Here is a 22225-nt window from a genome sequence, read left to right as displayed (position 1 = left end):
CAATGCAACCCCAGACTCTGAATCGTCGGTTTGCCAAAGCCGGAACGAGGCCGGTCTAAGGAGTTATTGAAGCAAGGTCTCGGTGGATGGGCGTGCGGGTAGAATCCGCTCCGTCAGGAGAGAGTCGCCCGTTGAGGTGGCCGCCGAAGGCGCAGAGCCGCTGATTGCAGCGGTTTGAACGCTCAGGCAAAAGGACTGACGAACGGTGGCGGGTTGCACGACCCACCACCGTATCCCCACTGGAGAGAGGCTGCATTGAATGCAGTCCACCGAAGGAGCAACCCGCAGTCTGCCAGCCGTCAAGGCCGTGCAGGCCCGGCGAATCTCTCAGGTAAAGCGGACAGCGGGGGCAGACCATGGCGTTGACATTCGTTGTGCGCATGGCATTTGACTTGCCCCTTTGCCCCGTTTTTTCTTTTCCTGGAGTTCGCTGATGGCCACCACGCCCGACAACCTTCTCAAAGTTCCGCTCAACGACCTGCACGTCGCGCTGGGTGCCCGCATGGTGCCGTTCGCCGGCTATTCGATGCCGGTGCAATACCCGGCCGGCCTGATGGCCGAGCACAAGCACACCCGCACCGCCGCCGGCCTGTTTGACGTGTCGCACATGGGCCAGTTGCGCCTGGTCGGACCCGATGCGGCGGCCGCCCTGGAGAGCCTGATGCCGGTGGATGTGATCGACCTGCCGGTGGGCAAGCAGCGTTACGGTCTGCTGCTCAACGACGAAGGCGGCATCATCGACGACTTGATGTTCGTGAACCGCGACTATGCCCACGGTGGCGACATTTTTGTGATTGTGAATGGCGCCTGCAAGGTGGGCGACATTGCCCACATCCAGGCCCAGATCGGCATGCGCTGCCAGGTGATTCCGATGCCGGAGATGGCCTTGCTGGCGCTGCAAGGCCCGCAAGCCGTGACGGCGCTGCAGCGTCTGTGCCCGGGCATCGAGAAGCTGGTGTTCATGACCGGTGGTCAATTTGACCTTGCTTGCGGCTCGGATACCGTGCCGTGTTTCGTCACCCGCAGTGGTTACACCGGCGAAGACGGCTTCGAGATTTCGGTGCCCGCGGCGCAAACCGAAACACTGGCCCAGGCGCTGCTGGCGCAACCCGAAGTCAAACCGGTCGGCCTGGGCGCCCGCAACTCCTTGCGCCTGGAAGCCGGCCTGTGCCTGTACGGCAACGATATCGACAGCAGCACCACCCCGGTTGAAGCCGGCCTGAACTGGGCCCTGCAGAAAGTACGCCGGGCGGATGGCGCACGCGCCGGCGGTTTCCCTGGTGCTACAAAAATACTAGCGCAACTCGCAGCTGGGACGGGGGCTATAGCCCGAAAACGTGTGGGGCTGGTGGCACTGGAGCGAATCCCCGTGCGGGATCACACCGAACTGCAAGACTTGGACGGCCAGCGCATTGGCGAAGTCACCAGCGGCCTGCTCGGCCCCACCATCGACAAGCCGGTGGCCATGGGCTACGTGGCACCCGAGTTTGCGGCGCTGGGCACCAAGATCAACGCCATCGTGCGCGGCAAGCCGGTGCCGATGGAAGTGGTGGCCATGCCTTTTGTACCAACACGCTACTACCGCGGCTAATTTTTAATTTCATTGATTTAACTTTTCTGGAGAACCGACATGACGATCAAGTACACCCCTGACCACGAATGGCTCAAAGTTGACGGCGACACCGCCGCGACCGAAGGGGCCATCATTACCGTCGGCATCACCCACCACGCGCAAGACGCCCTGGGCGACGTCGTGTTTGTGGACCTGCCCGAAGTGGGCGCCACCCTGGCCGCCAAAGACATTGCCGGCGTCGTCGAGTCGGTCAAGGCCGCCGCTGACGTCTACATGCCCGTCACCGGCGAGATCACCGAGGTGAACGAAGCCCTGCGCGCTGACCCGTCGCTGGCCAATTCCGACCCCCTGGGCGCAGGCTGGTTCTTCAAGGTCAAACTGGCCAAGCCGGCTGAGTTGGACGCCCTGATGGACGAGACCAGCTACACCAGTTTTTCTGCCACCGCCTGATCAGGAATTAGCCATGTTGATGCAATCCGCCCAGCCGTTAAGCGAACTCGAAAACACCTCTGAATTCATCGCTCGCCACATTGGTGTGAATGAAGCGGACGAGGCCTTGATGCTCCAGGTCGTGGGCTCGACCTCACGGCGCGAACTGATCGACGGCATCGTGCCCCGCTCCATCGCCCGCAGCAGCCACATGGCGATTCCGGCGGCGGTGACCGAGGCGGCAGCCCTGGCCGAACTCAAGGCGATTGCATCTAAAAACCAGCTCTTTAAAAGCTACATCGGTCAAGGCTATTACGACACCCACACGCCGGGCGTCATTCTGCGCAACATCCTGGAAAACCCCGCCTGGTACACCGCCTACACGCCCTACCAGGCCGAGATCAGTCAGGGCCGCATGGAAGCGCTGGTGAACTTCCAGACCATGGTCATGGACCTGACCGGCATGCCGATGGCCAATGCCTCCATGCTGGACGAGGCCACGGCGGCGGCCGAAGCCATGACGCTGGCCAAACGCAGCGTCAAAAGCAAAAGCAACACCTTCATCGTTGGCCTTGACTGCCATCCGCAAACGGTTGAAGTCATTCAGACACGCGCCGCGCCGCTCGGTATCGAAGTGCTGGTAGCGCAGTCGATCGAGCAGTGGCATGGCTGGCTGGCGGGGCGCGACTATTTTGGCGTGCTGGCCCAATATCCGTCTACCAGTGGTCAGATTGCAGACCTGCGCCCGGATGTGGCCCAGGTGCACGCCAAGCAAGCCGCGTTCGTGGTGGCCGCCGATTTGCTGGCACTCACGTTGCTGGTGCCACCGGGCGAGTGGAATGCCGACATCGTGGTCGGCACCACGCAGCGCTTTGGCATGCCGATGTGCAACGGTGGCCCGCATGCGGCCTACCTGGCGTGCCGCGACGAGTTCAAGCGCTCCATGCCCGGCCGCCTGGTCGGCGTTAGTGTGGACGTGCACGGCAACCCCACTTACCGGCTGGCGCTGCAAACCCGCGAGCAGCACATTCGCCGCGAAAAGGCGACTTCCAACATCTGCACCGCGCAGGTGCTGCCAGCGGTAGTGGCCAGCATGTATGCCGTCTACCACGGCCCGCAAGGCCTGAAACGCATCGCCCAGCGCGTAGCGGCTTACACCGCGGTGCTGGCGCGCGGTTTGCAGGACATGGGCTTTGCGCTGGCCCACAGCAGCGCGTTTGACACACTCACCGTTCACACCGCAGATGCTACAAATTTAATAGCTAGTCGCGCCCATTCGGCGGGGGCCAACCTTCGATTTATCTCTAAAGAATGCGTGAGCGTGTCGCTGGATGAAACCACCACCCGCGACAACATTGAACAACTCTGGACCTTCTTTGCCAACGACGGGCAAACGCCGCCGAAGGTCAGTGACTTCGAGAAGGGCATCGAGTCCCTGATCCCCACCGCCTTGCGCCGTGAAAGCAGCTTTTTGACACACCCGGTGTTCAACACGCACCACTCCGAAACCGGCATGCTGCGTTACATCCGGCGCCTGAGTGACAAAGACCTGGCGCTGGACCGCAGCATGATCCCGCTGGGCAGTTGCACCATGAAACTCAACGCCACCAGCGAGATGATCCCCATCACCTGGCCCGAGTTTGCGTCGCTGCACCCGTTTGCACCGCACGACCAGTTGCAGGGCTACCGCGAACTGGACGAGCAACTGCGCGCCTGGTTGTGCCAGGCCACCGGTTACGCCGGCATCAGCCTGCAGCCCAACGCCGGTTCGCAGGGCGAATACGCCGGCCTGCTCGTGATCCGGGCCTACCATGAAGCCCAAGGCCAGGGCCACCGCAACATCTGCCTGATTCCCTCCAGCGCCCACGGCACCAACCCGGCCAGCGCCCACATGGCAGGCCTGACCGTGGTGGTGACCGCCTGCGACGCGCAGGGCAATGTCGATATGGCGGACATGCAAGCCAAGTGCGAACTGCACAGCGCCAATCTGGCGGCGGTGATGATCACCTACCCCAGCACGCACGGCGTGTTCGAGACCAGCGTCAAGGAACTGTGCAACTTGGTGCACGCCCACGGTGGCCGCGTTTACGTGGACGGCGCCAACATGAATGCGCTGGTGGGCGTGGCGGCCCCCGGCGAGTTCGGCGGCGACGTCAGCCACCTGAACCTGCACAAAACCTTCTGCATTCCGCACGGCGGCGGCGGCCCCGGTGTCGGCCCGGTGTGCGTGGTGGCCGACTTGGTGCCCTACCTGCCAGGGCACGCCACCGGCGGCCTGCCCGTCAACGGTGTCGGCGCCATTTCAGCGGCACCGCTCGGCAATGCCGCTGTGTTGCCGATCAGCTGGATGTACTGCCGCATGATGGGTCCGGAAGGCCTGCAGGCCGCCACCGAAGTCGCCATCCTGAGCGCCAACTACATCAGTGCCCGGCTGAAAAAGCACTACCCCACGCTGTACGCCAGCGCCAACGGCCACGTCGCACACGAGTGCATCCTTGACTTGCGACCCTTGAAGGAAAGCAGTGGCGGCGCGGCCGGTATCTCGGCCGAAGACGTGGCCAAGCGCCTGATGGACTACGGTTTTCACGCCCCCACGCTGAGTTTTCCGGTGCCCGGCACGCTGATGGTGGAGCCGACCGAGAGCGAAACGCTGGACGAGCTGGACCGCTTCATCGACGCCATGATCGCCATCCGCGAGGAAATTGCGAAAGTGGAGCGTGGCGAATGGCCGCAGGACAACAACCCGCTGAAGCACGCGCCACATACGGCGGCCTCCTTGATGGGCGAAGCGTGGGATCGGCCCTACTCGCGTGAAGTCGGCGCCTTTCCGCTGGCGACGCTGAAACAGGTCAAATACTGGCCACCGGTTGGGCGCGTTGACAACGTGTACGGCGACCGCAATTTGTTCTGCGCTTGCGTGCCGGTCAGCGACTACCCGTAAAAATGGGCCGCCCTATTCCGTAGCCGGGACTCGCCAAGGGGCGCGGCACGGAATTGTGGCCGTGACAAGGCCACTATTGCGGAGAGGGGAATGTTTCTGCAGTGCCCACAATAGTGGCCTTGATTTTCGGGCCTCGAACTACCGGAATGCAGCGTGAAGAGTCGATGACGACTGGCGGCTTTCGGGTTGTCCAACTGCGTGATTTGTAATGCCGATCAGTTGCTGTTCGTAGTCGGCTCCTTGGCTCCCCAAATGGACGCCTGTGAATAGCAGCAGCCGCTGCCGAGCGATTGCAGTGAGGCTGCATTTACAAAATGGCCGTACCCGCAGGCAAACCCAGCGCATAGTGTTTTAGGGCAAGGGTACGAGTTTCCATATCCATGAATGGATCGGCGATAACCGCTTCGCCTGTTTTGGGGCGCCGCATGAAATTGGCGCTGTGCAAATCGAGATCGACCGCGGGCCATCGTGGTTCCAAAAAGCCAGCCAGAAGCTCAAGGCCCTGAGCCAGCGATGTGTCCGACTGGCGCGCACCGACATGTCGCATTCGCTCGGATGAGGTCATTCCATCTTGGTAGAAGGGGCGCAACTGCCGCGCGATGGCCAGACAGGTTTTGCGTTCCGCGCTGCCCACCGTCAGCCGGTCCAAATGTTCCATTTCAAAAAGATAGAGCGGCACACCACAGTCGATCACGCCGACCGTGCCGTGGAGCCCCCGAATTTCCGGCAAGGCAGAACTTCGCCACGACGACTGCTGCTGCTCAGCTAAAGCGTAGGCGGCACCATCCATGGTGAGCTTGAAAACCGATGCTTCGCCGCCCAGAATAACGGAGTAAGCGCCACGTCCGATAACGGGGCGGTTCACCAGCAGGGGATGCTTTAACGCAAGCCGGACACCTCGGTCATTCCTCGAAAACAGTTTTCGGTTACCCCAAATAATTCCCATCGTCAGATGCCCGCAACGGAGAGGAATAGTTGAGGAAAAGAGTTCATTGCATGACAAAGATGGGCGTTCAACCTGCTGCTCCCGAAGTAATTGCCGCCGTTGATGCCACGTCTTCAGGCAGAAAAATTCGACTCAACTGTGCGGGAACGGTCTTCAGGTTTTCCAGATTTATGGTGGCTACCCGAACCCGCCTAACTTCGTTGCTTTCTATTTCGTGTACCCACGGGTTGAGCAAGTAGCTTCCACGAACCCCAGCATCGGCCCCCAACTCTTTGTGATGGGGATATAACAACACAACATCTGGGCACCGGTAGCAGTTTGCGTAGGCGTACATCTGATAAAGGTCTGACTGGGCTACCCCATCCTTCGCCTCTTCAATGGAAAGCTGTTTCCACTTGGTATCCAAAATCCAGGCAGTCTTTGAATTCAGGCTGCCAACGACATCCGGCTTCAGCGCAAAAGCCGGTCTCTCGTTATTCTCATTAAAGGCAAGATATTGTTGCGGGCCTTGCAGTGTTATTCGGAACCCCAATGGCGTAAAAATACGGATCGCGAGACGACCGATGTACTCCTCGAACAGTGCATTCATATCGAAGAACAATGAAAACCCTTGAGCTGCACCACCTGTCACGTCGGGGGGTGTGTTTTTAAGAAATAGCTCCGCCAGCTTGAAACATGGCCGGTAGCGCTCACTCAAACGATCAAACACGATACGAGTCCACGGCAATGATTCCCTAGGGGCGTCCGATACACCCTCGAAAGCCAACATCAATTCCGCCAATTGCCGCTGATTCCTAAGCTCTCGCGAGACCTTCAAGAGCATGCGAATTGCAGACTTCAGGACTTGATTGAGAGGGTTGTCCTCCTGGAATTCATCAAAGCGGCAAAACAGTCGCTCTGGATTGGCTGCGTTCAGGCGAATCTGTTCCGCCAGGCCCAGTTTTCCACGGAGTACCGTCAGATTTTCCTCACGGCCCGCATATCGTCTGACCAAGCCCTTGTGAATTTGAACAAAGAGCTTGTCACAAAATAATCGGACAAAAATTTCAAGGATGCCGTGGTTTTGCAGAGCTACTCGGGCGACATCACCTTCGCTAATTTCAAGGTCGAGCGCGACGCCCAACATGGCCACCAGATTGCGCCGAACATTGACAGCATTGCCATCAACTTTTGGGAGGACTTCGATAGTGTGCGGGCCGAGTTGAACTGCGCCAACATACTGCTGCGCAGATATCGTTGTCCCATTGACGTACTTAAACACTTCGAACCCATACGTTGGCTTGAGACTCGTCAGTATCGCTGCCTGGGATGGAAAAACAGCGGGGTGATCAGGATCAAACTCGCCAACATGGAGTTTCCCGTACTCCTGGATTGATATGAGTGCCACGTCAGTTACTGATAGATGTTTCTGTAGGCAGACGCATTGAATTCGCGCATTATTTGATAACGTGGTCGCGGCTCAAACCCCTCATTTATCGACTCCAGTCCCTTGGGGAGATCGTTGTTGACATTGATAAAGCCACCACCTTTTTCGTTCAAGACCAGCAGAACTTTCGACCAGTTTTCGTAGAAGTATTCCTGCAACAAGGGGATGACCTTGCGCCGGAAGACCGCATCGAGGTCGGCGAGCGTTTTCGCATGTATGAAATATGCATGGCCAATGTTGTGATCGCGGTCATAGAGGTATTCAATTCGGTCATTCATGGCTCGCAACATGGCGCGGATATCCACCCCTGCAACCGGGTCCTTGGACAAAGCTTCATAGTCCGGCTGCATTTCCTCAAATTCAAAACGCCGCCTCAGCGCCGTGTCAAGCAAGGCAATTGATCGATCCGCAGTATTCATGGTGCCGATCACATACAGATTTGAAGGCACGTTGAATGAGTCACCAGAATAGGGGAGCTTTACCGTAACGGCGTTGATTGCGCCCTCTCGCTTGTCGGGTTCCAGCAGAGTGATTAACTCTCCGAAGACCTTGGAGATATTGGCGCGGTTGATTTCATCAATGATGAGGACATGGTTCTGAGAGGGTGATTTGGCTGCTGCGGCGCAAGCTTCCCGAAAAATGCCGGGACGAACCCGGTAAGAAACCTGACCATCTTTCAATTCTGGACGAAGTCCTTCAATAAAGTCTTCGTAACCATACGACTGATGAAAAGTGACAAAGCTGATTCGCCCCTCTGTTCTGAGTTCTTCGTAGCGGGCCTTCAAGGCTTTGTCATCTGCAAACTCAAATTTCTTCTCGGGCACTGCCACATCTTTTTCGCACATTTTGACGGCGAGCGCGGTGGTTCTGTAAGTTTTACCAGTGCCAGGTGGACCATAAAGGATTGTGTTCATGCAGAGGTTCCGTTCGGTACTATTGATTCTTTGTGTTTGCGTGGATTCCGACGGTGATTGCCCGGCAGGTGGTGCTTTTGATTCGCCATAGGCATCGCAGAATGCGGCAAGCACAGCCATCGTTGGAATGCTCAGATACATTGCAGGATATTCAGCGGAAAGACGAGGTGCATTAGATTTCAGATGATGATGCCTACCTTCCTTATCCGAGTCGTTTTCTCTTTTTTCATAAGTCCTAATTAGTTCGACTCCGGGAACAATCAACGTCCAATCGCCTGGCTCCACAAACATAGTGACTTTCTTACCTTCGAGATTGAGACCAATCTGACGACCTCCATCTGTTTCGAAACACGCCATTTTTTTGGTTATTTCGTTTATCGGTGTAAATCGCTTTTGAAAATATTCGTGTGCTTCTTCAGCAGTCAGTTTTTGATCCAAATTCATACCACTCCCTTTGATGCATCAACCCATATCTCATATGACCCGTCATTTTTTTCTTCGATGAAGACGTAGTCGCCAATCTTTGCAGACGAATGCCGAAACATTGCACCGACCCACCCACGTTTTCTGAAAATATTCTTTGTCCCATCAATGTCTGTTTCCAGTTGTTCATCCCCACGCGGCTTGATCTTGAGCAACTTTCTTGCTTGTGCCTTTTCATTGCCACCGCCAATGGAGTCGGCAGGAAACATTGACAGACATGACGTTAAGTAAAAATGATTGTTGTTCAAGTTTCCTTGGGTAATCCTAATTTTTGCGATCTTCATCCGTTCTCCTAAAAAGCAGTCTGCATTGGCGATGCTTCAATCAATGCAACTTGAAAAGAATCCCAAGATTACAGGGCGTACATAGGCGAAATCACACAATCTAGAAATTTATTTTTGGCTACGAAATCGCTTGTGCCGGTGACACTCCCACTTCCTGCACCCAGCACAAGGTGTTCACCAGCGCCATCTCTTCCGGCGTGGAGCACCGAATGGCCATCAATGCCGGATTGGCAATGAAGATCGCTAGACACTTGGCGCGCGAGATGGCGACGTTTAGCCGGTTCTTGCTGTACAGAAACTCAATATTCCTCGGCAAATAGTCCCCGCTGGAGGTGGCCATCGACACGATGACCGCTTCCGCCTCTTGTCCCTGAAATTTATCGACGGTGCCAACCCGCGTGCCATCCGGCAGCACCTGCTTCAACAAGTTGACCTGCATGTTGTACGGCGCCACGACAAGGATGTCGTTCAGCGTCATCGGGTGCTCCTGTCCGTGCTTGTCGCGGTAGCGCTGCTGCAGCAGGCTAGTCACCAAGGCCAGAACGAGGTCAGCCTCCTCCTGGCTGCGCTGCGAACAGGCATCGTGTTCAATCGGCACATACCGCAGGCCGGTAGGCATCAAGGCCGGATGAGCGTCGTCACCGAGGATCAATGTCTGATTCGCATTGTTGGGTTCCGGCGCCAGTCGGCCGTCATAAACCGCATCGGAGATAAACCTGCAAACATCGGGGTGCATGCGCCACGTCGTGCCGAGGAAAATGCCACGTTCGGCCGGAATGGTCGCCATGCCGTTGAGCAGGTATTCAAGCGAGGACTCGCCTGAGCGCCCCGGATGCACGCCTTGAATGGGTTGCCCCAATTGCATCTGATCACCCAGCAGCACAATGTTCTTGGCGCTGGTGCCCATGGCGACCAAGTTGGCCAACGCCACCTGACCCGCTTCGTCCACAAAAATGTAGTCCAACTGCTGGTCCATTTCGGCGTCGGCAAACAGCCAGGCGGTGCCGGCAATCAGGCGGTATTCTGAATCGCTGCCGAAGGCACCCCAGATGTCTTCATTGTTGAAGACGTCTTCAATGAATTCGCCATCAAAGTACGAATCAGTTTTTCCTGTGGTTGATTTTTTGGCACCCTTGAAAACGTATTGCTGCTCCTTGGCCACCTTCACCACGCCCTGAAGCAAGTTGTTAATCGCCTTGTGACTGTTTGAAGACACGCCAACCCGGTAGCCTTTCTTGAGCAAGGCAACGATGACGTGGGAGCCGGTATAGGTCTTGCCTGCACCTGGTGGGCCCTGTACAAAGAGATAGCTGCTATCCAGATTGGCAATCGCCTCGATGATGTGCGGTAACGCCGCGCTATCCACAGGCACGACAGGGCTGCCGACTGCATTGCCCCTAATTTTCGGCAATGACTGCGTCAGTACGGCTTCAATCGCTGGATAGTCACCACTGCCATTCACAATGCTGTCTCCAAAACGGAAAACTGCTTCGATCAGCGCTTTCGTTGAGACTGGCATGCCGGGGCCAATGCAAACGCAATCCGGCAATGGCGCCTTGTTTGCGGTTCGTTTGAAACTGACTCGGCGGTTGTCGTCATCGACCTTGAGTTCCCGCACCGGCTCAGCCGTCTGCGTGATGGCGGCGCTATCTCCAGTCTTGAGTTTCGATCCCTGCTCAGGAAATAAATAGGTGTGAATGATGGACCGTTTTTCCAGCTTTGGCGGATGGGCCGGGTCTGGCGTCAAGCCTGCCAGGCATTCGCCATCATCCAACAGCTCATCTTCCGCCATTTCCATGCGAGAAAACATGGCCCACCACTCTGGTTTGGCGGCCCGTCGGTGGAAATCGAGCAGCTGGTAGGTCAATTCCTGCAGATGTTCGTTCTGACCCCAAACTTTTCGGTCCTCGGGCAAGGTGTCGGTCAATTGTTCTCGATAGGGGATCAACCGTTGTTCTTCTGGGGTGAGTTCTCCCACATCCGGAGTCGTTGCGTCCTGCGTCCCAACTGCGTCGTGCGCCCACGGTAGATCGGCTGGACGCAATGACAAGAGCCACTGCTGCAATTCGTAGGTTGAGCGGACATCGTCAAAGTTGTAGTCCTCAATGTCTTTCAGCAGTTGCGGGTCACCGGTCACTTTCCAGCGCTCGTAATAGACGATGCTGGCACCAGCGTTGGTGACGTCGCCAGAGCGACGCTCCAGGTAAAAGTGTTCAATGTTTTTGATCGAATAGCGGGGTTCAGAAACGCGAATCCCCTCACGAACGACTTTGTAGAGATCCACCAGCTTTTGTGCCCGTAGCAGCTTGTCCACCTCGGTCTCGCGGGTGCCGTGCAACGACATGAGTTTTTTGAGCGCAGTCTGCTCGTAATGGGCGTAATGGTAGATATGGGCCGCCGGGTGCTTGCGCAGCCAGGCCGTCACAAAATCCATGAAGCCTTCAAAAGCGCGCTTTTCCTCCGCCCGGTTATGACCCCAGAATGCCTTGAACTCAGGTTTTCCTTCCTGGAAAAAATAGAGACCAAAGAGGTACTCAAGCCCACCTTCTTCGAGTGGGTTGCCTTCCATGTCAAAAAATAGGTCACCCGCGTTCGGCCGCGGCAAGCGTAAAAATCCTCGGGCCGCGTTGCCTTCCTGTGACAATAATTCGAGTTGGTTCTGTCCGGTTTGCCGCGCCAGCAGCTGCAGTCGAGCTTGGCGATGCAGTTTTTCAAGCGTCTCAGCGGTCATTTTCTGGATTCGAGTCTCAGTCGCCGACAGCGTGCCCAGAGCTGCCAATGTTGTTACGCCTGCTGACTGAAGCTTTTTGATTTGCAGTTGACTGATATTCGCCACCTGGCAGAGGTGGTCATCCTTGACACGCTTGTCTTCACACAGGCCGCTCCATTTGCACAAGTCGCATTTTTCGCAGGGGACGGGATAGGTTTCCACGACCTGACCTGCGACGCGTTCGAGAAAGCGCTCAGTCACGAGTTTCAGGTAGCGCGCGTAATCGGCGTAGCGGTATGCAACTTCCGTCCGGTCCCCGAGGACGACATGCATTTGAAGCGGCGCAAGTCCTTGGGCTTTAGCGACCAAATCTGAGTAAAACCCCAGCTGGATGATGAACTTGGCTTTCGTGCTCCGTGCCAACTTGGTATCCATGACCTCGTAGCTCCAGTCACCGAGTTCTGACGGTCGGGACACTTTGCGCAGAAAATCGGCATGACCAATCAAGCTGCCATCACGCAAGGTCGCCTGAAAAATTATTTCAAAACCATCACGCATCGCCTGAAGGGTGTTGGCGATCTTTTGCTCCAGATTGCCACCGATGGCTGCAATATCGATCAGCGATGAATGCCGGGCTTTGAGCACCGCAAGGAAATCTGCCTCATGGGCATAACCCTTGTCCTGGATCAGTTTGGCTTGGTCACTGTCTTTGGTTTTTGGGAGCGGTGTTTCGAGGTCAATCAGGTCAAGCGCAGTGAGGTGCTCACACTCAAGGTAATTGACAAGGTCTGATGCCGAATAAAGAATTTCCTCATCACGCTTTTGCACGAACGCTCCCTGAAGTTGGTTTTGTCATTGGGGCTGTAGTGTCGCCCCTTTTGTGGCCACCCAAATGCCATTTGCGATCAACGCCAGTTGTCGAAATTTCCCGATTGGGTGTTGGCCGACAAACGGGGTTTGCGCTGCGTAAGAGCCAGGCGGGGAGTGACACTGACTGCCCCCCCAACGACCGCAATGGAGGGTCTGCCTCGGGCGTCAGCTCCCGGTCAAGGGTGGGTTCGGCGATCATCGAAATTGACACCACATTGCGGTCGTTCGGGCTGTAGAGCCAAAGGCAGGCTTGGAGAGGGCATTTCGAAAAGTTGGCTGACAGCAATGAGTCTGTAGCAGTCGACTGTCAAAACACGTTCAGGCATCATGCATTAGTCGGTTCGTGACAGAATATTTTTCCAGCTCACGACCCGTGCTTGGCTTGTTCCGGCGCAACATCAAACGCGACATCCGATAGCCAAATAAATCAGGCAGCCCATGTCGCATTTGCCATCGCTTTAGTCACCTCGTTGCTGCCCTGCGCAGCGCCGCTGTGCGGCACGGTTTCACCCGCACGATCGGTGACATCGGCCAAGCGCTCGGCCAGCCGTTCAGGCGCCAGGACATCGGTGCCAATCCAGACGCCTTGCGTCAGGGCGGCCTCAAAGGTACCGGCACCTGCGCACAGAATGGTACGGTTGGGCGCATCTTGCGACGCCAGTACCAGCATGGCGGGCACCACGGCCTCGGGCTTGAGGGCGGCCAGTACCGCCTCGGGCATCAGACCCTCGGTCATGCGAGTGGCGGCGGTGGGGGCCAGGCAATTGACGCGAATGTCGTTTTTGGCGCCTTCAAGCGACAGCGTCTGCATCAAGCCCACCAGCGCCATCTTGGCCGCGCCATAGTTGGATTGCCCAAAGTTGCCGAACAAGCCGCTCGACGAGGTGGTCATGACGATGCGACCGTACTTCTGCTCATTCATGATGGCCCACACCGCCTTGCTGCAATGCACGGCGCCCATCAGGTGCACGCTCATCACCAGTTCGAAGTCTGCCAGTTCCATCTTGGCAAAGCTTTTGTCACGGAGGATGCCGGCGTTATTCACCAGAATATCCACCCGACCCCAGGCATCAACAACCTGCTGGACCATGGCTTGCACAGCAGAAAAGTCGGTTACCGATGCGTTATTGGCCATGGCCTCACCGCCGGCATTCCTGATTTCGGCCACCACCGCTTCAGCCGCAGTCACTGAGCCGCCAGAGCCGTCTCGTGTGCCGCCCAAGTCGTTCACCAGCACTTTAGCGCCACGCGCGGCAAGAGCCAGGGCGTGTTGACGACCCAGTCCACCACCGGCGCCGGTCACGATGGCCACGCGGCCTTTGAAATCAATGGTCATGGTTCGTTCCTGGTATGCGGTGATACGAAGGCAGCAGGCTAAGCACGTGTGGGCGACGTCGCCAGCAGCGTCTGCGCGTGATGCGCCAGATGGTCAGCGACAAAGGTCGAGATGAAGTAGTAACCGTGGTCATAGCCGGCATGCATGCGCAGTGTCAGCGGTTGCCCCACCTTGGCGCAAGCGGCTTCAAACAGATGGGGGTGCAACTGGCTGGGCAAAAACTTATCGGCCAAGCCTTGATCGATCAGGATGCCGTCCGGATAAGGTGCCGCGCGGCATTCATGCATCAAGGCGCTGGCATCGTGCGCGACCCAGGCGGCGGGGTTGGCGCCGAGATAGCCGGTCAACGCCTTGTGTCCCCAGGGGCACTGCGAGGGCGCACAAATCGGGGCAAAGGCGGAGACCGACTTGAACAACGCTGGATGTTTAAGCGCCAGTGTCAGCGCCCCATGGCCACCCATGGAATGGCCAAAAATACCCAGCCGCTGGAGGTCCACCGCCAACGCTTGCCCCAGCAGCGGCAACAGTTCGGCGGTGATGTAACTCTCCATCCGGTAATGCGTGGACCACGGCGACTGAGTGGCATCCAGGTAGAAACCGGCGCCCACCCCAAAGTCCCAACTCTCGGTTTCGCCCGGCACGCCGGCACCGCGCGGGCTGGTGTCGGGCGTGATCAATGCCAGCCCCAACTCGGCCGCCACGCGTTGCGCCCCGGCCTTGGCCATGAAAGTTTCTTCGGTGCAGGTCAGGCCCGCCAGATACAGCACGGCCGGCACTTTGCCATGCGCCGCTTGCGGCGGCAGATACACCGAAAACCGCATGGGCAAACCAATCTCGGTGGAGGCGTGCTGGTAAAAGCGCTGCACGCCGCCAAAACAGGCGTGCTCGCTTAACAATTCAAGGGAATCAGAGTTCATTCAGCTACTTATTTAATAGCTGCCAGCGCTTATCCAGTAAGGGCTAGCAGCATATTTCGTTAAAACAATACCACGCCGCGAATCGATTCACCGCTCTTCATCAACTCAAAGCCCTTGTTGATGTCGGCCAAAGGCATGGTGTGGGTGATCAGATCATCGATGTTGATCTTGCCTTCCATGTACCAGTCCACAATTTTGGGCACGTCGGTGCGGCCCCGTGCGCCGCCAAAAGCCGAGCCTTCCCATTTGCGGCCGGTGACCAACTGGAACGGACGCGTGCTGATCTCGGCGCCAGCCGCGGCCACGCCGATGATCAGGCTACGGCCCCAGCCTTTGTGCGTGCACTCCAGCGCCTGGCGCATGACGTCTGTGTTGCCAATGCACTCGAAGCTGTAATCCGCACCGCCGTCGGTCAGTTGCACAATGGCGTCCACCACGTTCTCGACCTCTTTCGGGTTGATAAAGTGCGTCATGCCGAACTTGCGCGCCATCGCCTGGCGCGCGGGGTTGATGTCCACGCCGATGATCTTGTCGGCCCCCACCATCTTGGCGCCCTGAATCACGTTCAGGCCAATGCCGCCCAAGCCGAACACCACGACATTCGCCCCGGCCTCCACCTTGGCGGAAAACAGCACGGCACCGAGCCCGGTCGTCACGCCACAACCGATGTAGCAGACCTTGTCAAACGGCGCGTCCTTGCGAATCTTGGCCAGCGCAATCTCGGGCACCACGGTGAAGTTGCTGAACGTGCTGGTGCCCATGTAATGAAAGATGGGCTCACCGTTCAGGCTGAAACGGCTGGTGGCGTCGGGCATCAGACCCTTGCCTTGCGTGCCCCGAATGAGCTGGCACAAATTGGTTTTGCGGCTCAAGCAGTACTTGCACTGGCGGCACTCGGGGGTGTACAGCGGAATAACGTGGTCGCCCTTTTTCAGCGTAGTGACACCCGGCCCCACATCGACCACGATGCCGGCGCCTTCGTGGCCCAGAATCGCAGGGAAAATGCCTTCCGGGTCGGCGCCGGAGAGCGTGTAGTAATCGGTATGGCAAATACCGGTGGCCTTGATTTCGACCAGCACTTCGCCAAATCGGGGGCCTTCAAGGTCAACGGTTTCAATGGTCAGGGGTGCGCCGGCTTTCCAGGCCACTGCTGCTTTGGTTTGCATAGGGTATTTCTCAAAAATAGGTTGAACGTACTGTAAATCTAATGGCGGTCACTATTACCACTTGAATCGGCGAATGTGTCGCGACCGAAACCCTGGGCGGCCAGCCACTGGTCGATCACGGCGGGTTCACTGATGGCGCGCAGCGCCATATAGGCCGACTCGGCCTCCGGGTAACAACGACGCAAGAAGTTGAGCCATTGCTTGAGTCGGCCAGCTTGCTGGCGGCGCTCCAGCCGGGCACACACCAGTTGCCAAAAATCGGCGATGTGGGGCAACAACGTCTGCCAACTCAGGCCGGAGTTCGCTGGCCCACACATGCGCAAGGGCGAAGCTGAGGCATCCCCCACGAAGCGCTCGCCATTCTGTCCTGACTTTGCCGTGGCAGCCTGGATGGCCAAGGCCAGCCCCGGATCGGTGACCATGCCCCGGCCCAGCATCAGCTTATCGCAGCCGGACAGCTCGCGGCAACGCAAGGCATCCTGCACATTCCAGATTTCGCCATTGGCCACCACCGGAATACGCACGGCAACACGAATGTCCGCGATGCGCGCCCAGTAAGCGGGTGGACGGTAAGCGTCAGCCTTGGTGCGGGCATGCACCACCAGTTCAGTGGCGCCGCCGCTTTCAATCGCCAGGGCACACTCCACCGCGCGCGAGTCGTCGTTCACTCCCAGGCGCATCTTGGCCGAAACCGGCATGTGGGCGGGCACGGCGCGGCGAACCGCCGACACGATGGCCACCAGCAGCTCCGGCTCGTCCAGCAAGGTGGCGCCACCGCCATGACGGTTCACCACCTTGGCCGGACAACCAAAATTCAGGTCAATGCCGTCGGGCCCCAGTGCCGCCAGACAAGCGGCGTTTTCCGCCAGGCAAACAGCGTCAGACCCCAGCAACTGCGCCCGCACCGGCACACCGGCCAAAGTTCGCCCGCCATTCAGCAACTCCGGCATTTCACGAATGAAAGCCCGATCCGGCAGCAAGGTATTGGTAACGCGGATGAATTCAGAAACGCAACGGTCGACCCCGCCCACACGGGTCAGAATGTCGCGCAGCACGAAGTCCAGCAAACCCTCCATGGGCGCGAGAAGAATGGTCATAAGAAACGAAGCACAAGTGGCATCAAGTAGAAATAAGGCAACTTTGACCTGTGTCAATAAGTTGTTTTTATAACAGCATAAGCTGGTGTTTTATCAAACCAAAAGGAAAACATGTCGCACTATCACGCCGTTGTTTGGCTCGATCACTCTGAAGCCCATGTGATGCACATCAGCATGGACGATGTAGAAAAGTCTATCGTTCACCCAGCCAAGCCCCATCTCCATTTGCACACCAAAAGTGGTGCCATAGGTGCAGGGCGTCAAGCCGAAGACAAAAGCTATTATCACGCCATCGTTGAGGCCTTGTCGGGTGCTCAAGAGATCTTGGTGGTTGGCCCTGCCCAAGCAAAATTACAGCTGATCAAGCATATTCATGCCCATGACCAAGCCATGGCTGACAAGGTTGTTGGTGTAGAAACGATTGACCATCCAAGCGACGCACAACTGGTCGCCTACGCACGCAAGTATTTCGTTGCAAAAGACCGCATGCTGTCTTAACTGGTCCTCGTCTGCCCTACCAGATCCGCCAGCATCACGCTGGATTCGTCCAGCCGATTGGCTAGGATGCTGGCAATGTTGCGGTAGATGATGTGCGCACTTTCGGGGTTCGAATCCACGAGTTCCCGATAGAAGCGCATCGTGACGGCGTCGCGTGTAGCACGCACCGTCGCGGATCGCAGATGGTTGCCAACCAGCGCCATCTCGCCAAAACAATGACCGGCGTTGAGCCGGGCCAGTTCAACGACCTGGCCGTTCCTGAGTTTTTCAACCAGCACCTCACCGGCGATCAGGACAAAAAATGAATCGCCAATATCCTGCTCCTTGAACACCACCTCACCGGCTTTGACTGAATAATATTCAGCAACGGCGAGTGTGCGCATCAGGCAGTCCGGCGTCATGCCCTTGAAAATCGGAACCTGTTGCTTGATTTTCTGAATGATGGCCGGATCAAGCTTGATGGCCAGCGGACGCGCCAGCACTTCAGCCCGAACGTTTTCGGCAAAAATTTGAACAATGGCGGGGTCAACCTTCATGGCCAGAATGGTACACGGCTTGATTTCCGCCGTGTACCATCACCCAGCTTATCGCCTCATCAATCAATTAGCGAGCCTCCCATGACCATCAACGTGAACATCGATCTGGGGTACGAGTTTGAAGTCAACGCCAGCGCCAAAGATGTCTTTGACGTTCTTTCAGACGTACCCACCTCGGCCAGTTTCTTTCCCAAAGTGGACAAACTGGTCGCCCTCGGAGACGATGTCTATCGCTGGGAAATGGCCAAAATCGGCATCGCCCAGATCAACCTGCAAACCATCTACGCCTCCAAGTACGTCGCCAACAGGGCCAAGGGCACAGTGGTCTGGACACCGGTCCAGGGTGAAGGCAACGCCCTGGTGTCAGGCAGCTGGAAAATTACAGACAAGAAAACAGCCACCCTCATCGTGCTGCAAATCACCGGTGACCTCACCCTGCCCCTGCCCGGCCTGATAAAAATGGTGGTGGCACCCGTGGTGGAGGCCGAGTTCGAAAAAATGATCGAGCAGTACATTGCCAACCTGACCCAGCGGTTTGGCGGCGAGGTCTGAGCCCATTGCACCCAGAACCGGCCTGCGGCTCTTGCCAACCCGTGAAACTAGGCCGTGGGCGGCCGATCCTGAGTTGACGGTCCTGGCGGGGCAGATGAAAAGCCGTACAAGCGTTCAGGCGGCAAACGGGTGAGCATGGCTTTGTCCGTCGCGTTGGCCACAATCGCAAAGCCGGGTTGCCCGGTGTCATGGCGGACGGTCCGTGCGACGGGATGCCCGGCCGTATCCGTGATGGCGGCCACGATCGGTGCCCGCGCATTGCCAGTGCGCTGCACCACAATGCCCAGTTCGCCCGAGGCGAGTTTGACAAAATCACCCGGCGGATAGATCCCGAATTCCTTGATGATTGCCGTCGATATGGGGCCCCCTTTGTCCTCGCGATAAAGCTCCCGGACCGCCTCCTGCGGCGACAGCGCCGAACGCAAGGCACGAGGGCTGATTTTTGCCATGAATACATCGGCCACCCGCAACGCGATGGCCAGCTCGCAGACATCCGAGCAGCCCAGCGGATAGCCGGTTCCATCCGTTCGCTCATGGTGTTGCGCGATGGCGGTCAGCCAGTCGGTATCGGTAACGCCAACTTTCTCAAGTAGCGCGACGGATTGCACGGGATGCTGGCGAATGGCAGCCCGCTGCTTGTCTTTCATGGGAACATCCTGCGCCGCCATTTGCCCCTGCAGGTCCAAAATTGTGAGATTCATGGTGAGCGCCGCCTTGACCAGACTCATCATGCGATCGCGGGGCCAGTTAAGACGACGGGCCATCAAAATGCACAGCATGGCGGTCTGCACTGAATGGCTGTAGCCATAGTAAAAATTCTTGGCGTTGTCCTGGCGGACACTGCAGTAGATGCCAATGTCTGGGTTGCTGTCGACCAGTTCCAGGAGGTGCTGCGCAAACTGATCCAGCCGCCCGGCGAAATCAGGCGCTTGCTCCACGCTGGCCAGCAACTTTTTCAAGCCTTCTGCCGTCTGATTCCACAGACCAAAAAGATTGGGCGGCGGTACGCTGACCTTGGGCTGCACGGGTTCGGCATCCCGCTCCATTGCCCTGACTTCTTCAGCATCCACAAAGGCACCGCGCTGTAGCAGCAGCGCAAGCTGATGCTCGCTCTCGATAACATGCCCCCTCGACAGCAATAGCAGGCCTTGTGCATCACGCACGCTCCATGGCAGAGGCGCGCCAATCTGGACTTTCGAGCGCGGCAGCCTCAACATTTTCATGAAAAAACCTCCTGCAACCGGGTCCAAGCACAGCCACTAGATACCAGGTCGATAAATTAAACCGCCGCGTCAGCTCCCTTGATTGCTATCTTTTTAATAGCTATTCCCGCATATTCTATGGGGGCGATCGGCCGAAATAACCTAAGGAAAACCCTAGCTCAGCTTTTTGATCCCGGTGACACAAGCCAGCACCACCGCGCCTGCCACGAGGCCGGCCACGCCATCCAGGGTCAAAGCAATCAGCGGTTGCATAGTCGCGCCCGCGCCCACACTCCATTGCTCAATCACATGATGTGCAGCCGGAATGCCGTGTGTCAAGATACCGCCGCCGACCAGAAACATGGCGACCGTTCCGGCAACAGACAAGCCCTTCATGAGGTACGGCGCCGCTATGAGAATACCGCGCCCCACACTGCGTTGAAGCCGCATAGCCACGCCATCTCCGACTTGATGACTGAGGTGGAGCCCTAGATCATCCAGCTTCACAATGCCGGCCACCAGACCATAGACACCCGCCGTCATCACCACGGCGATGCCGCTCAGGACGGTCACTTGCGTCGCGAGCGGGCTGTTTTGAACGGTGCCCAACGTGATGGCAATGATCTCGGCCGACAAAATGAAATCGGTCCGAACAGCGCCCTTGATTTTGTCTTTTTCCAGCGCAAGCAGATCGATCGACGGATCGGCCAGCGCCTGCACCAGTTGTTCGCGGTGGACGGCCTCTTCCGCCTCACTGCTGAGAAACTTGTGTGCCAGTTTCTCGAAGCCTTCGAAACACAAATAGGCACCACCGATCATCAAAATCGGGGTCACCGCCCACGGGGCCAGTGCGCTGATGGCTAGCGCGGACGGCACCAAAATGGCTTTATTGACAAACGAGCCTTTGCACACAGCCCAGACCACCGGCAACTCACGGTCCGCGTTGACACCCGCCACCTGCTGCGCGTTCAGGGCCAGATCGTCTCCCAGCACGCCCGCGGTTTTCTTGGCGGCCACTTTGGTCAACAAGGCCACGTCGTCCAGTACCGTGGCAATGTCATCAATGAGTGCAAGCAGGCTACTGGCCATAAATAGAGACTTTCTGAGGTTGGGAGCAATCCGGTAACGGGCAATTGTCGTCCCTGCTAGAAAACACCGAAGATAATTACCGATGGGTTGGACCTCTTCAATCCGAATTTTCTCGGGGTAATCGTTATGCATCGTGTCGCTATCAGCAGCACCGGACTTTATATTCCACCGGACGTCATTAGCAACGAAGAGCTGGTTGCCGCCTTCAACTGCTTTGCCGACCAGGAAAACGCGACCTATGCAGCCGACATTGCCGCGGGCACGCGACAACCCATTCCCCAGTCCAGCGTCGAGTTCATCGTCAAAGCGTCGGGCATCAAGCAGCGCTATGTGATGGAAAAAACCGGCGTACTGGACCCGCAGCGCATGCGTCCGCGCTTGCAGGCGCGGCCCGACACCGAGCTCTCGCTGATGGCAGAAATTGGGGTGGCCGCAGCGCGCGATGCGCTGACCCGTGCCGGCAAACAGCCCGAGAACATTGACGGCGTCATTTGCGCGGCGGCCAACATGCAGCGGGCCTACCCGGCGATGGCGATCGAGATACAGACGGCGCTGGGCATCCAGGGCTTTGCCTTTGACATGAACGTGGCCTGTTCATCCGCCACTTTCGCCATCGAGATGGCGGTCAATGCGGTCAAAACCGGCTCCGCCCGTGCCATTCTGGTGGTGGACCCCGAAATCACCTCGCCCCATCTGGCCTGGAAAGACCGGGACTGTCATTTCATCTTTGGCGATGTTTGCACGGCAATTTTGATTGAGCGGCTTGATAACGCCCCCGCTGGCGCGTTTGAGATCATCGGCACCCGCCTGCTCACCTCGTTCTCGAACAACATCCGCAACAACGCCGGCTTTATGTCGCGTAGCGAAGACCGCAACCCGGAAGACCGGGACCAGCTTTTTTACCAGGAGGGGCGCAAAGTCTTCAAGGAAGTTTGCCCGATGGCGGCGGAGCATATCAGCCAGCACCTCGCGGCACATGAGCTGGCGCCCACCGATGTGCGCCGCTTTTGGCTGCATCAGGCCAACCTGGCCATGAACCAGTTGATTGGCCGCAAACTGCTGGGGCGCGACGCCACGGCGGACGACGCGCCGGTCATTCTGGATGAATTTGCCAACACGGCCTCGGCCGGATCGATCATCGCCTTTCACCGGCACCATGACGACATCAAGGCGGGCGAAGTGGGCGTGATCTGCTCGTTTGGCGCCGGCTATTCGATTGGCAGCGTGCTGGTGCGCCGCACCTGAGCCGACCCCGC

18 protein-coding genes and 2 riboswitches are annotated in these 22225 nt (G+C 57.6%); of the genes, 6 read left to right on the top strand and 12 right to left on the bottom strand.

Translation table 11 applies throughout. The features are described 5' to 3' along the window. Positions 1-104 precede the first annotated feature (104 nt). Positions 105-208: riboswitch (glycine riboswitch) on the top strand. 21 nt (positions 209-229) lie between these two features. Beyond that, positions 230-354: riboswitch (glycine riboswitch) on the top strand. 79 nt (positions 355-433) lie between these two features. From gcvT to gcvP, 3 genes are read left to right on the top strand one after another with little or no spacing between them, the layout of a single operon-like run. Next, on the top strand, positions 434-1591 hold the full coding sequence (gcvT, locus tag HHJ17_RS16830; RefSeq protein ID WP_296506627.1) for a glycine cleavage system aminomethyltransferase GcvT: 1158 nt from the start codon (positions 434-436) through the stop codon (positions 1589-1591). A 39-nt stretch (positions 1592-1630) separates the two neighbouring features. Beyond that, complete coding sequence (gene gcvH, locus HHJ17_RS16825) at positions 1631-2023, top strand: glycine cleavage system protein GcvH (RefSeq protein ID WP_296506625.1); 393 nt, start codon at positions 1631-1633, stop codon at positions 2021-2023. A gap of 13 nt (positions 2024-2036) precedes the next feature. Beyond that, entirely contained in the window at positions 2037-4943 is a 2907-nt protein-coding gene (gene gcvP, locus HHJ17_RS16820) for an aminomethyl-transferring glycine dehydrogenase (RefSeq protein WP_296506623.1), read from the top strand. A 307-nt stretch (positions 4944-5250) separates the two neighbouring features. On the opposite strand, the gene HHJ17_RS16815 is transcribed toward gcvP, so the two are convergent. The 9 genes from HHJ17_RS16815 to HHJ17_RS16775 all read right to left on the bottom strand — a co-directional run bounded on the left by HHJ17_RS16815 (position 5251) and on the right by HHJ17_RS16775 (position 17092). Then, on the bottom strand, positions 5251-5889 hold the full coding sequence (locus HHJ17_RS16815; protein ID WP_296506621.1) for a hypothetical protein: 639 nt from the start codon (positions 5887-5889) through the stop codon (positions 5251-5253). A 67-nt stretch (positions 5890-5956) separates the two neighbouring features. Then, positions 5957-7276 carry an McrC family protein gene (locus HHJ17_RS16810; protein ID WP_296506619.1) on the bottom strand — a complete coding sequence of 440 codons (1320 nt, stop codon included), beginning with the start codon at positions 7274-7276 and terminating at the stop codon, positions 5957-5959. Between the two features lie 5 nt (positions 7277-7281). Further along, positions 7282-8673, bottom strand: a complete 1392-nt coding sequence (locus tag HHJ17_RS16805; RefSeq protein ID WP_296506617.1) for an AAA family ATPase — start codon at positions 8671-8673, stop codon at positions 7282-7284. After that, on the bottom strand, positions 8670-8996 hold the full coding sequence (locus HHJ17_RS16800) for a hypothetical protein (protein WP_296506615.1): 327 nt from the start codon (positions 8994-8996) through the stop codon (positions 8670-8672). The genes HHJ17_RS16805 and HHJ17_RS16800 overlap by 4 nt, the downstream gene beginning before the upstream one ends. Before the next feature lie 118 nt (positions 8997-9114). Next, complete coding sequence (locus HHJ17_RS16795; RefSeq protein WP_296506613.1) at positions 9115-12534, bottom strand: TM0106 family RecB-like putative nuclease; 3420 nt, start codon at positions 12532-12534, stop codon at positions 9115-9117. A gap of 469 nt (positions 12535-13003) precedes the next feature. Further along, positions 13004-13912, bottom strand: a complete 909-nt coding sequence (locus HHJ17_RS16790) for an SDR family NAD(P)-dependent oxidoreductase (protein WP_296506611.1) — start codon at positions 13910-13912, stop codon at positions 13004-13006. A gap of 38 nt (positions 13913-13950) precedes the next feature. Further along, positions 13951-14829, bottom strand: coding sequence for an S-formylglutathione hydrolase (gene fghA, locus HHJ17_RS16785; RefSeq protein WP_296506608.1), 879 nt, complete (start codon positions 14827-14829; stop codon positions 13951-13953). Between the two features lie 59 nt (positions 14830-14888). Next, the gene (locus HHJ17_RS16780) at positions 14889-15995 is read right to left on the bottom strand and encodes an S-(hydroxymethyl)glutathione dehydrogenase/class III alcohol dehydrogenase (protein WP_296506606.1); all 1107 of its coding nucleotides are present in this window, start codon (positions 15993-15995) and stop codon (positions 14889-14891) included. A gap of 38 nt (positions 15996-16033) precedes the next feature. Further along, entirely contained in the window at positions 16034-17092 is a 1059-nt protein-coding gene (locus tag HHJ17_RS16775; RefSeq protein ID WP_296506604.1) for a tRNA-dihydrouridine synthase, read from the bottom strand. 111 nt (positions 17093-17203) lie between these two features. On the opposite strand from HHJ17_RS16775, the gene HHJ17_RS16770 reads away from it, so the two are divergent. Next, positions 17204-17590: a translational machinery protein gene (locus HHJ17_RS16770; RefSeq protein WP_296506602.1), complete on the top strand. Its 387-nt coding sequence runs from the start codon at positions 17204-17206 to the stop codon at positions 17588-17590. Here HHJ17_RS16770 and HHJ17_RS16765 read toward each other — a convergent pair. Then, entirely contained in the window at positions 17587-18126 is a 540-nt protein-coding gene (locus tag HHJ17_RS16765; RefSeq protein ID WP_296506601.1) for a cyclic nucleotide-binding domain-containing protein, read from the bottom strand. The genes HHJ17_RS16770 and HHJ17_RS16765 overlap by 4 nt on opposite strands. Positions 18127-18207: 81 nt before the next feature. On the opposite strand from HHJ17_RS16765, the gene HHJ17_RS16760 reads away from it, so the two are divergent. Then, complete coding sequence (locus tag HHJ17_RS16760; protein WP_296506600.1) at positions 18208-18678, top strand: SRPBCC family protein; 471 nt, start codon at positions 18208-18210, stop codon at positions 18676-18678. Positions 18679-18725: 47 nt separating this feature from the next. Here HHJ17_RS16760 and HHJ17_RS16755 read toward each other — a convergent pair whose 3' ends face one another. Together HHJ17_RS16755 and HHJ17_RS16750 are read right to left on the bottom strand one after the other, a co-directional pair. Next, the gene (locus HHJ17_RS16755; protein WP_296506598.1) at positions 18726-19901 is read right to left on the bottom strand and encodes an HD domain-containing phosphohydrolase; all 1176 of its coding nucleotides are present in this window, start codon (positions 19899-19901) and stop codon (positions 18726-18728) included. Between the two features lie 153 nt (positions 19902-20054). Beyond that, positions 20055-20969 carry a DUF808 domain-containing protein gene (locus tag HHJ17_RS16750; RefSeq protein WP_296506596.1) on the bottom strand — a complete coding sequence of 305 codons (915 nt, stop codon included), beginning with the start codon at positions 20967-20969 and terminating at the stop codon, positions 20055-20057. 126 nt (positions 20970-21095) lie between these two features. Between HHJ17_RS16750 and HHJ17_RS16745 the strand changes: the two genes are divergently transcribed. Beyond that, positions 21096-22214, top strand: a complete 1119-nt coding sequence (locus HHJ17_RS16745; RefSeq protein ID WP_296506594.1) for a beta-ketoacyl-ACP synthase III — start codon at positions 21096-21098, stop codon at positions 22212-22214. Positions 22215-22225 lie beyond the last annotated feature (11 nt).

Origin of the sequence: Rhodoferax sp. (assembly GCF_012927445.1) — a bacterium.
Classification (GTDB): Bacteria; Pseudomonadota; Gammaproteobacteria; order Burkholderiales; family Burkholderiaceae_C; genus Rhodoferax.
This window is presented reverse-complemented; position numbering and strand designations above follow the sequence as displayed.

Coding starts and splice junctions, on each gene's coding strand:
- gcvT (WP_296506627.1), top strand. CDS start 434: ATGGCCACCACGCCCGACAACCTTCTCAAAGTTCCGCTCAACGACCTG.
- gcvH (WP_296506625.1), top strand. CDS start 1,631: ATGACGATCAAGTACACCCCTGACCACGAATGGCTCAAAGTTGACGGC.
- gcvP (WP_296506623.1), top strand. CDS start 2,037: ATGTTGATGCAATCCGCCCAGCCGTTAAGCGAACTCGAAAACACCTCT.
- HHJ17_RS16815 (WP_296506621.1), bottom strand. CDS start 5,889: ATGGGAATTATTTGGGGTAACCGAAAACTGTTTTCGAGGAATGACCGA.
- HHJ17_RS16805 (WP_296506617.1), bottom strand. CDS start 8,673: ATGAATTTGGATCAAAAACTGACTGCTGAAGAAGCACACGAATATTTT.
- HHJ17_RS16800 (WP_296506615.1), bottom strand. CDS start 8,996: ATGAAGATCGCAAAAATTAGGATTACCCAAGGAAACTTGAACAACAAT.
- HHJ17_RS16790 (WP_296506611.1), bottom strand. CDS start 13,912: ATGACCATTGATTTCAAAGGCCGCGTGGCCATCGTGACCGGCGCCGGT.
- fghA (WP_296506608.1), bottom strand. CDS start 14,829: ATGAACTCTGATTCCCTTGAATTGTTAAGCGAGCACGCCTGTTTTGGC.
- HHJ17_RS16780 (WP_296506606.1), bottom strand. CDS start 15,995: ATGCAAACCAAAGCAGCAGTGGCCTGGAAAGCCGGCGCACCCCTGACC.
- HHJ17_RS16775 (WP_296506604.1), bottom strand. CDS start 17,092: ATGACCATTCTTCTCGCGCCCATGGAGGGTTTGCTGGACTTCGTGCTG.
- HHJ17_RS16770 (WP_296506602.1), top strand. CDS start 17,204: ATGTCGCACTATCACGCCGTTGTTTGGCTCGATCACTCTGAAGCCCAT.
- HHJ17_RS16765 (WP_296506601.1), bottom strand. CDS start 18,126: ATGAAGGTTGACCCCGCCATTGTTCAAATTTTTGCCGAAAACGTTCGG.
- HHJ17_RS16760 (WP_296506600.1), top strand. CDS start 18,208: ATGACCATCAACGTGAACATCGATCTGGGGTACGAGTTTGAAGTCAAC.
- HHJ17_RS16755 (WP_296506598.1), bottom strand. CDS start 19,901: ATGAAAATGTTGAGGCTGCCGCGCTCGAAAGTCCAGATTGGCGCGCCT.
- HHJ17_RS16750 (WP_296506596.1), bottom strand. CDS start 20,969: ATGGCCAGTAGCCTGCTTGCACTCATTGATGACATTGCCACGGTACTG.
- HHJ17_RS16745 (WP_296506594.1), top strand. CDS start 21,096: ATGCATCGTGTCGCTATCAGCAGCACCGGACTTTATATTCCACCGGAC.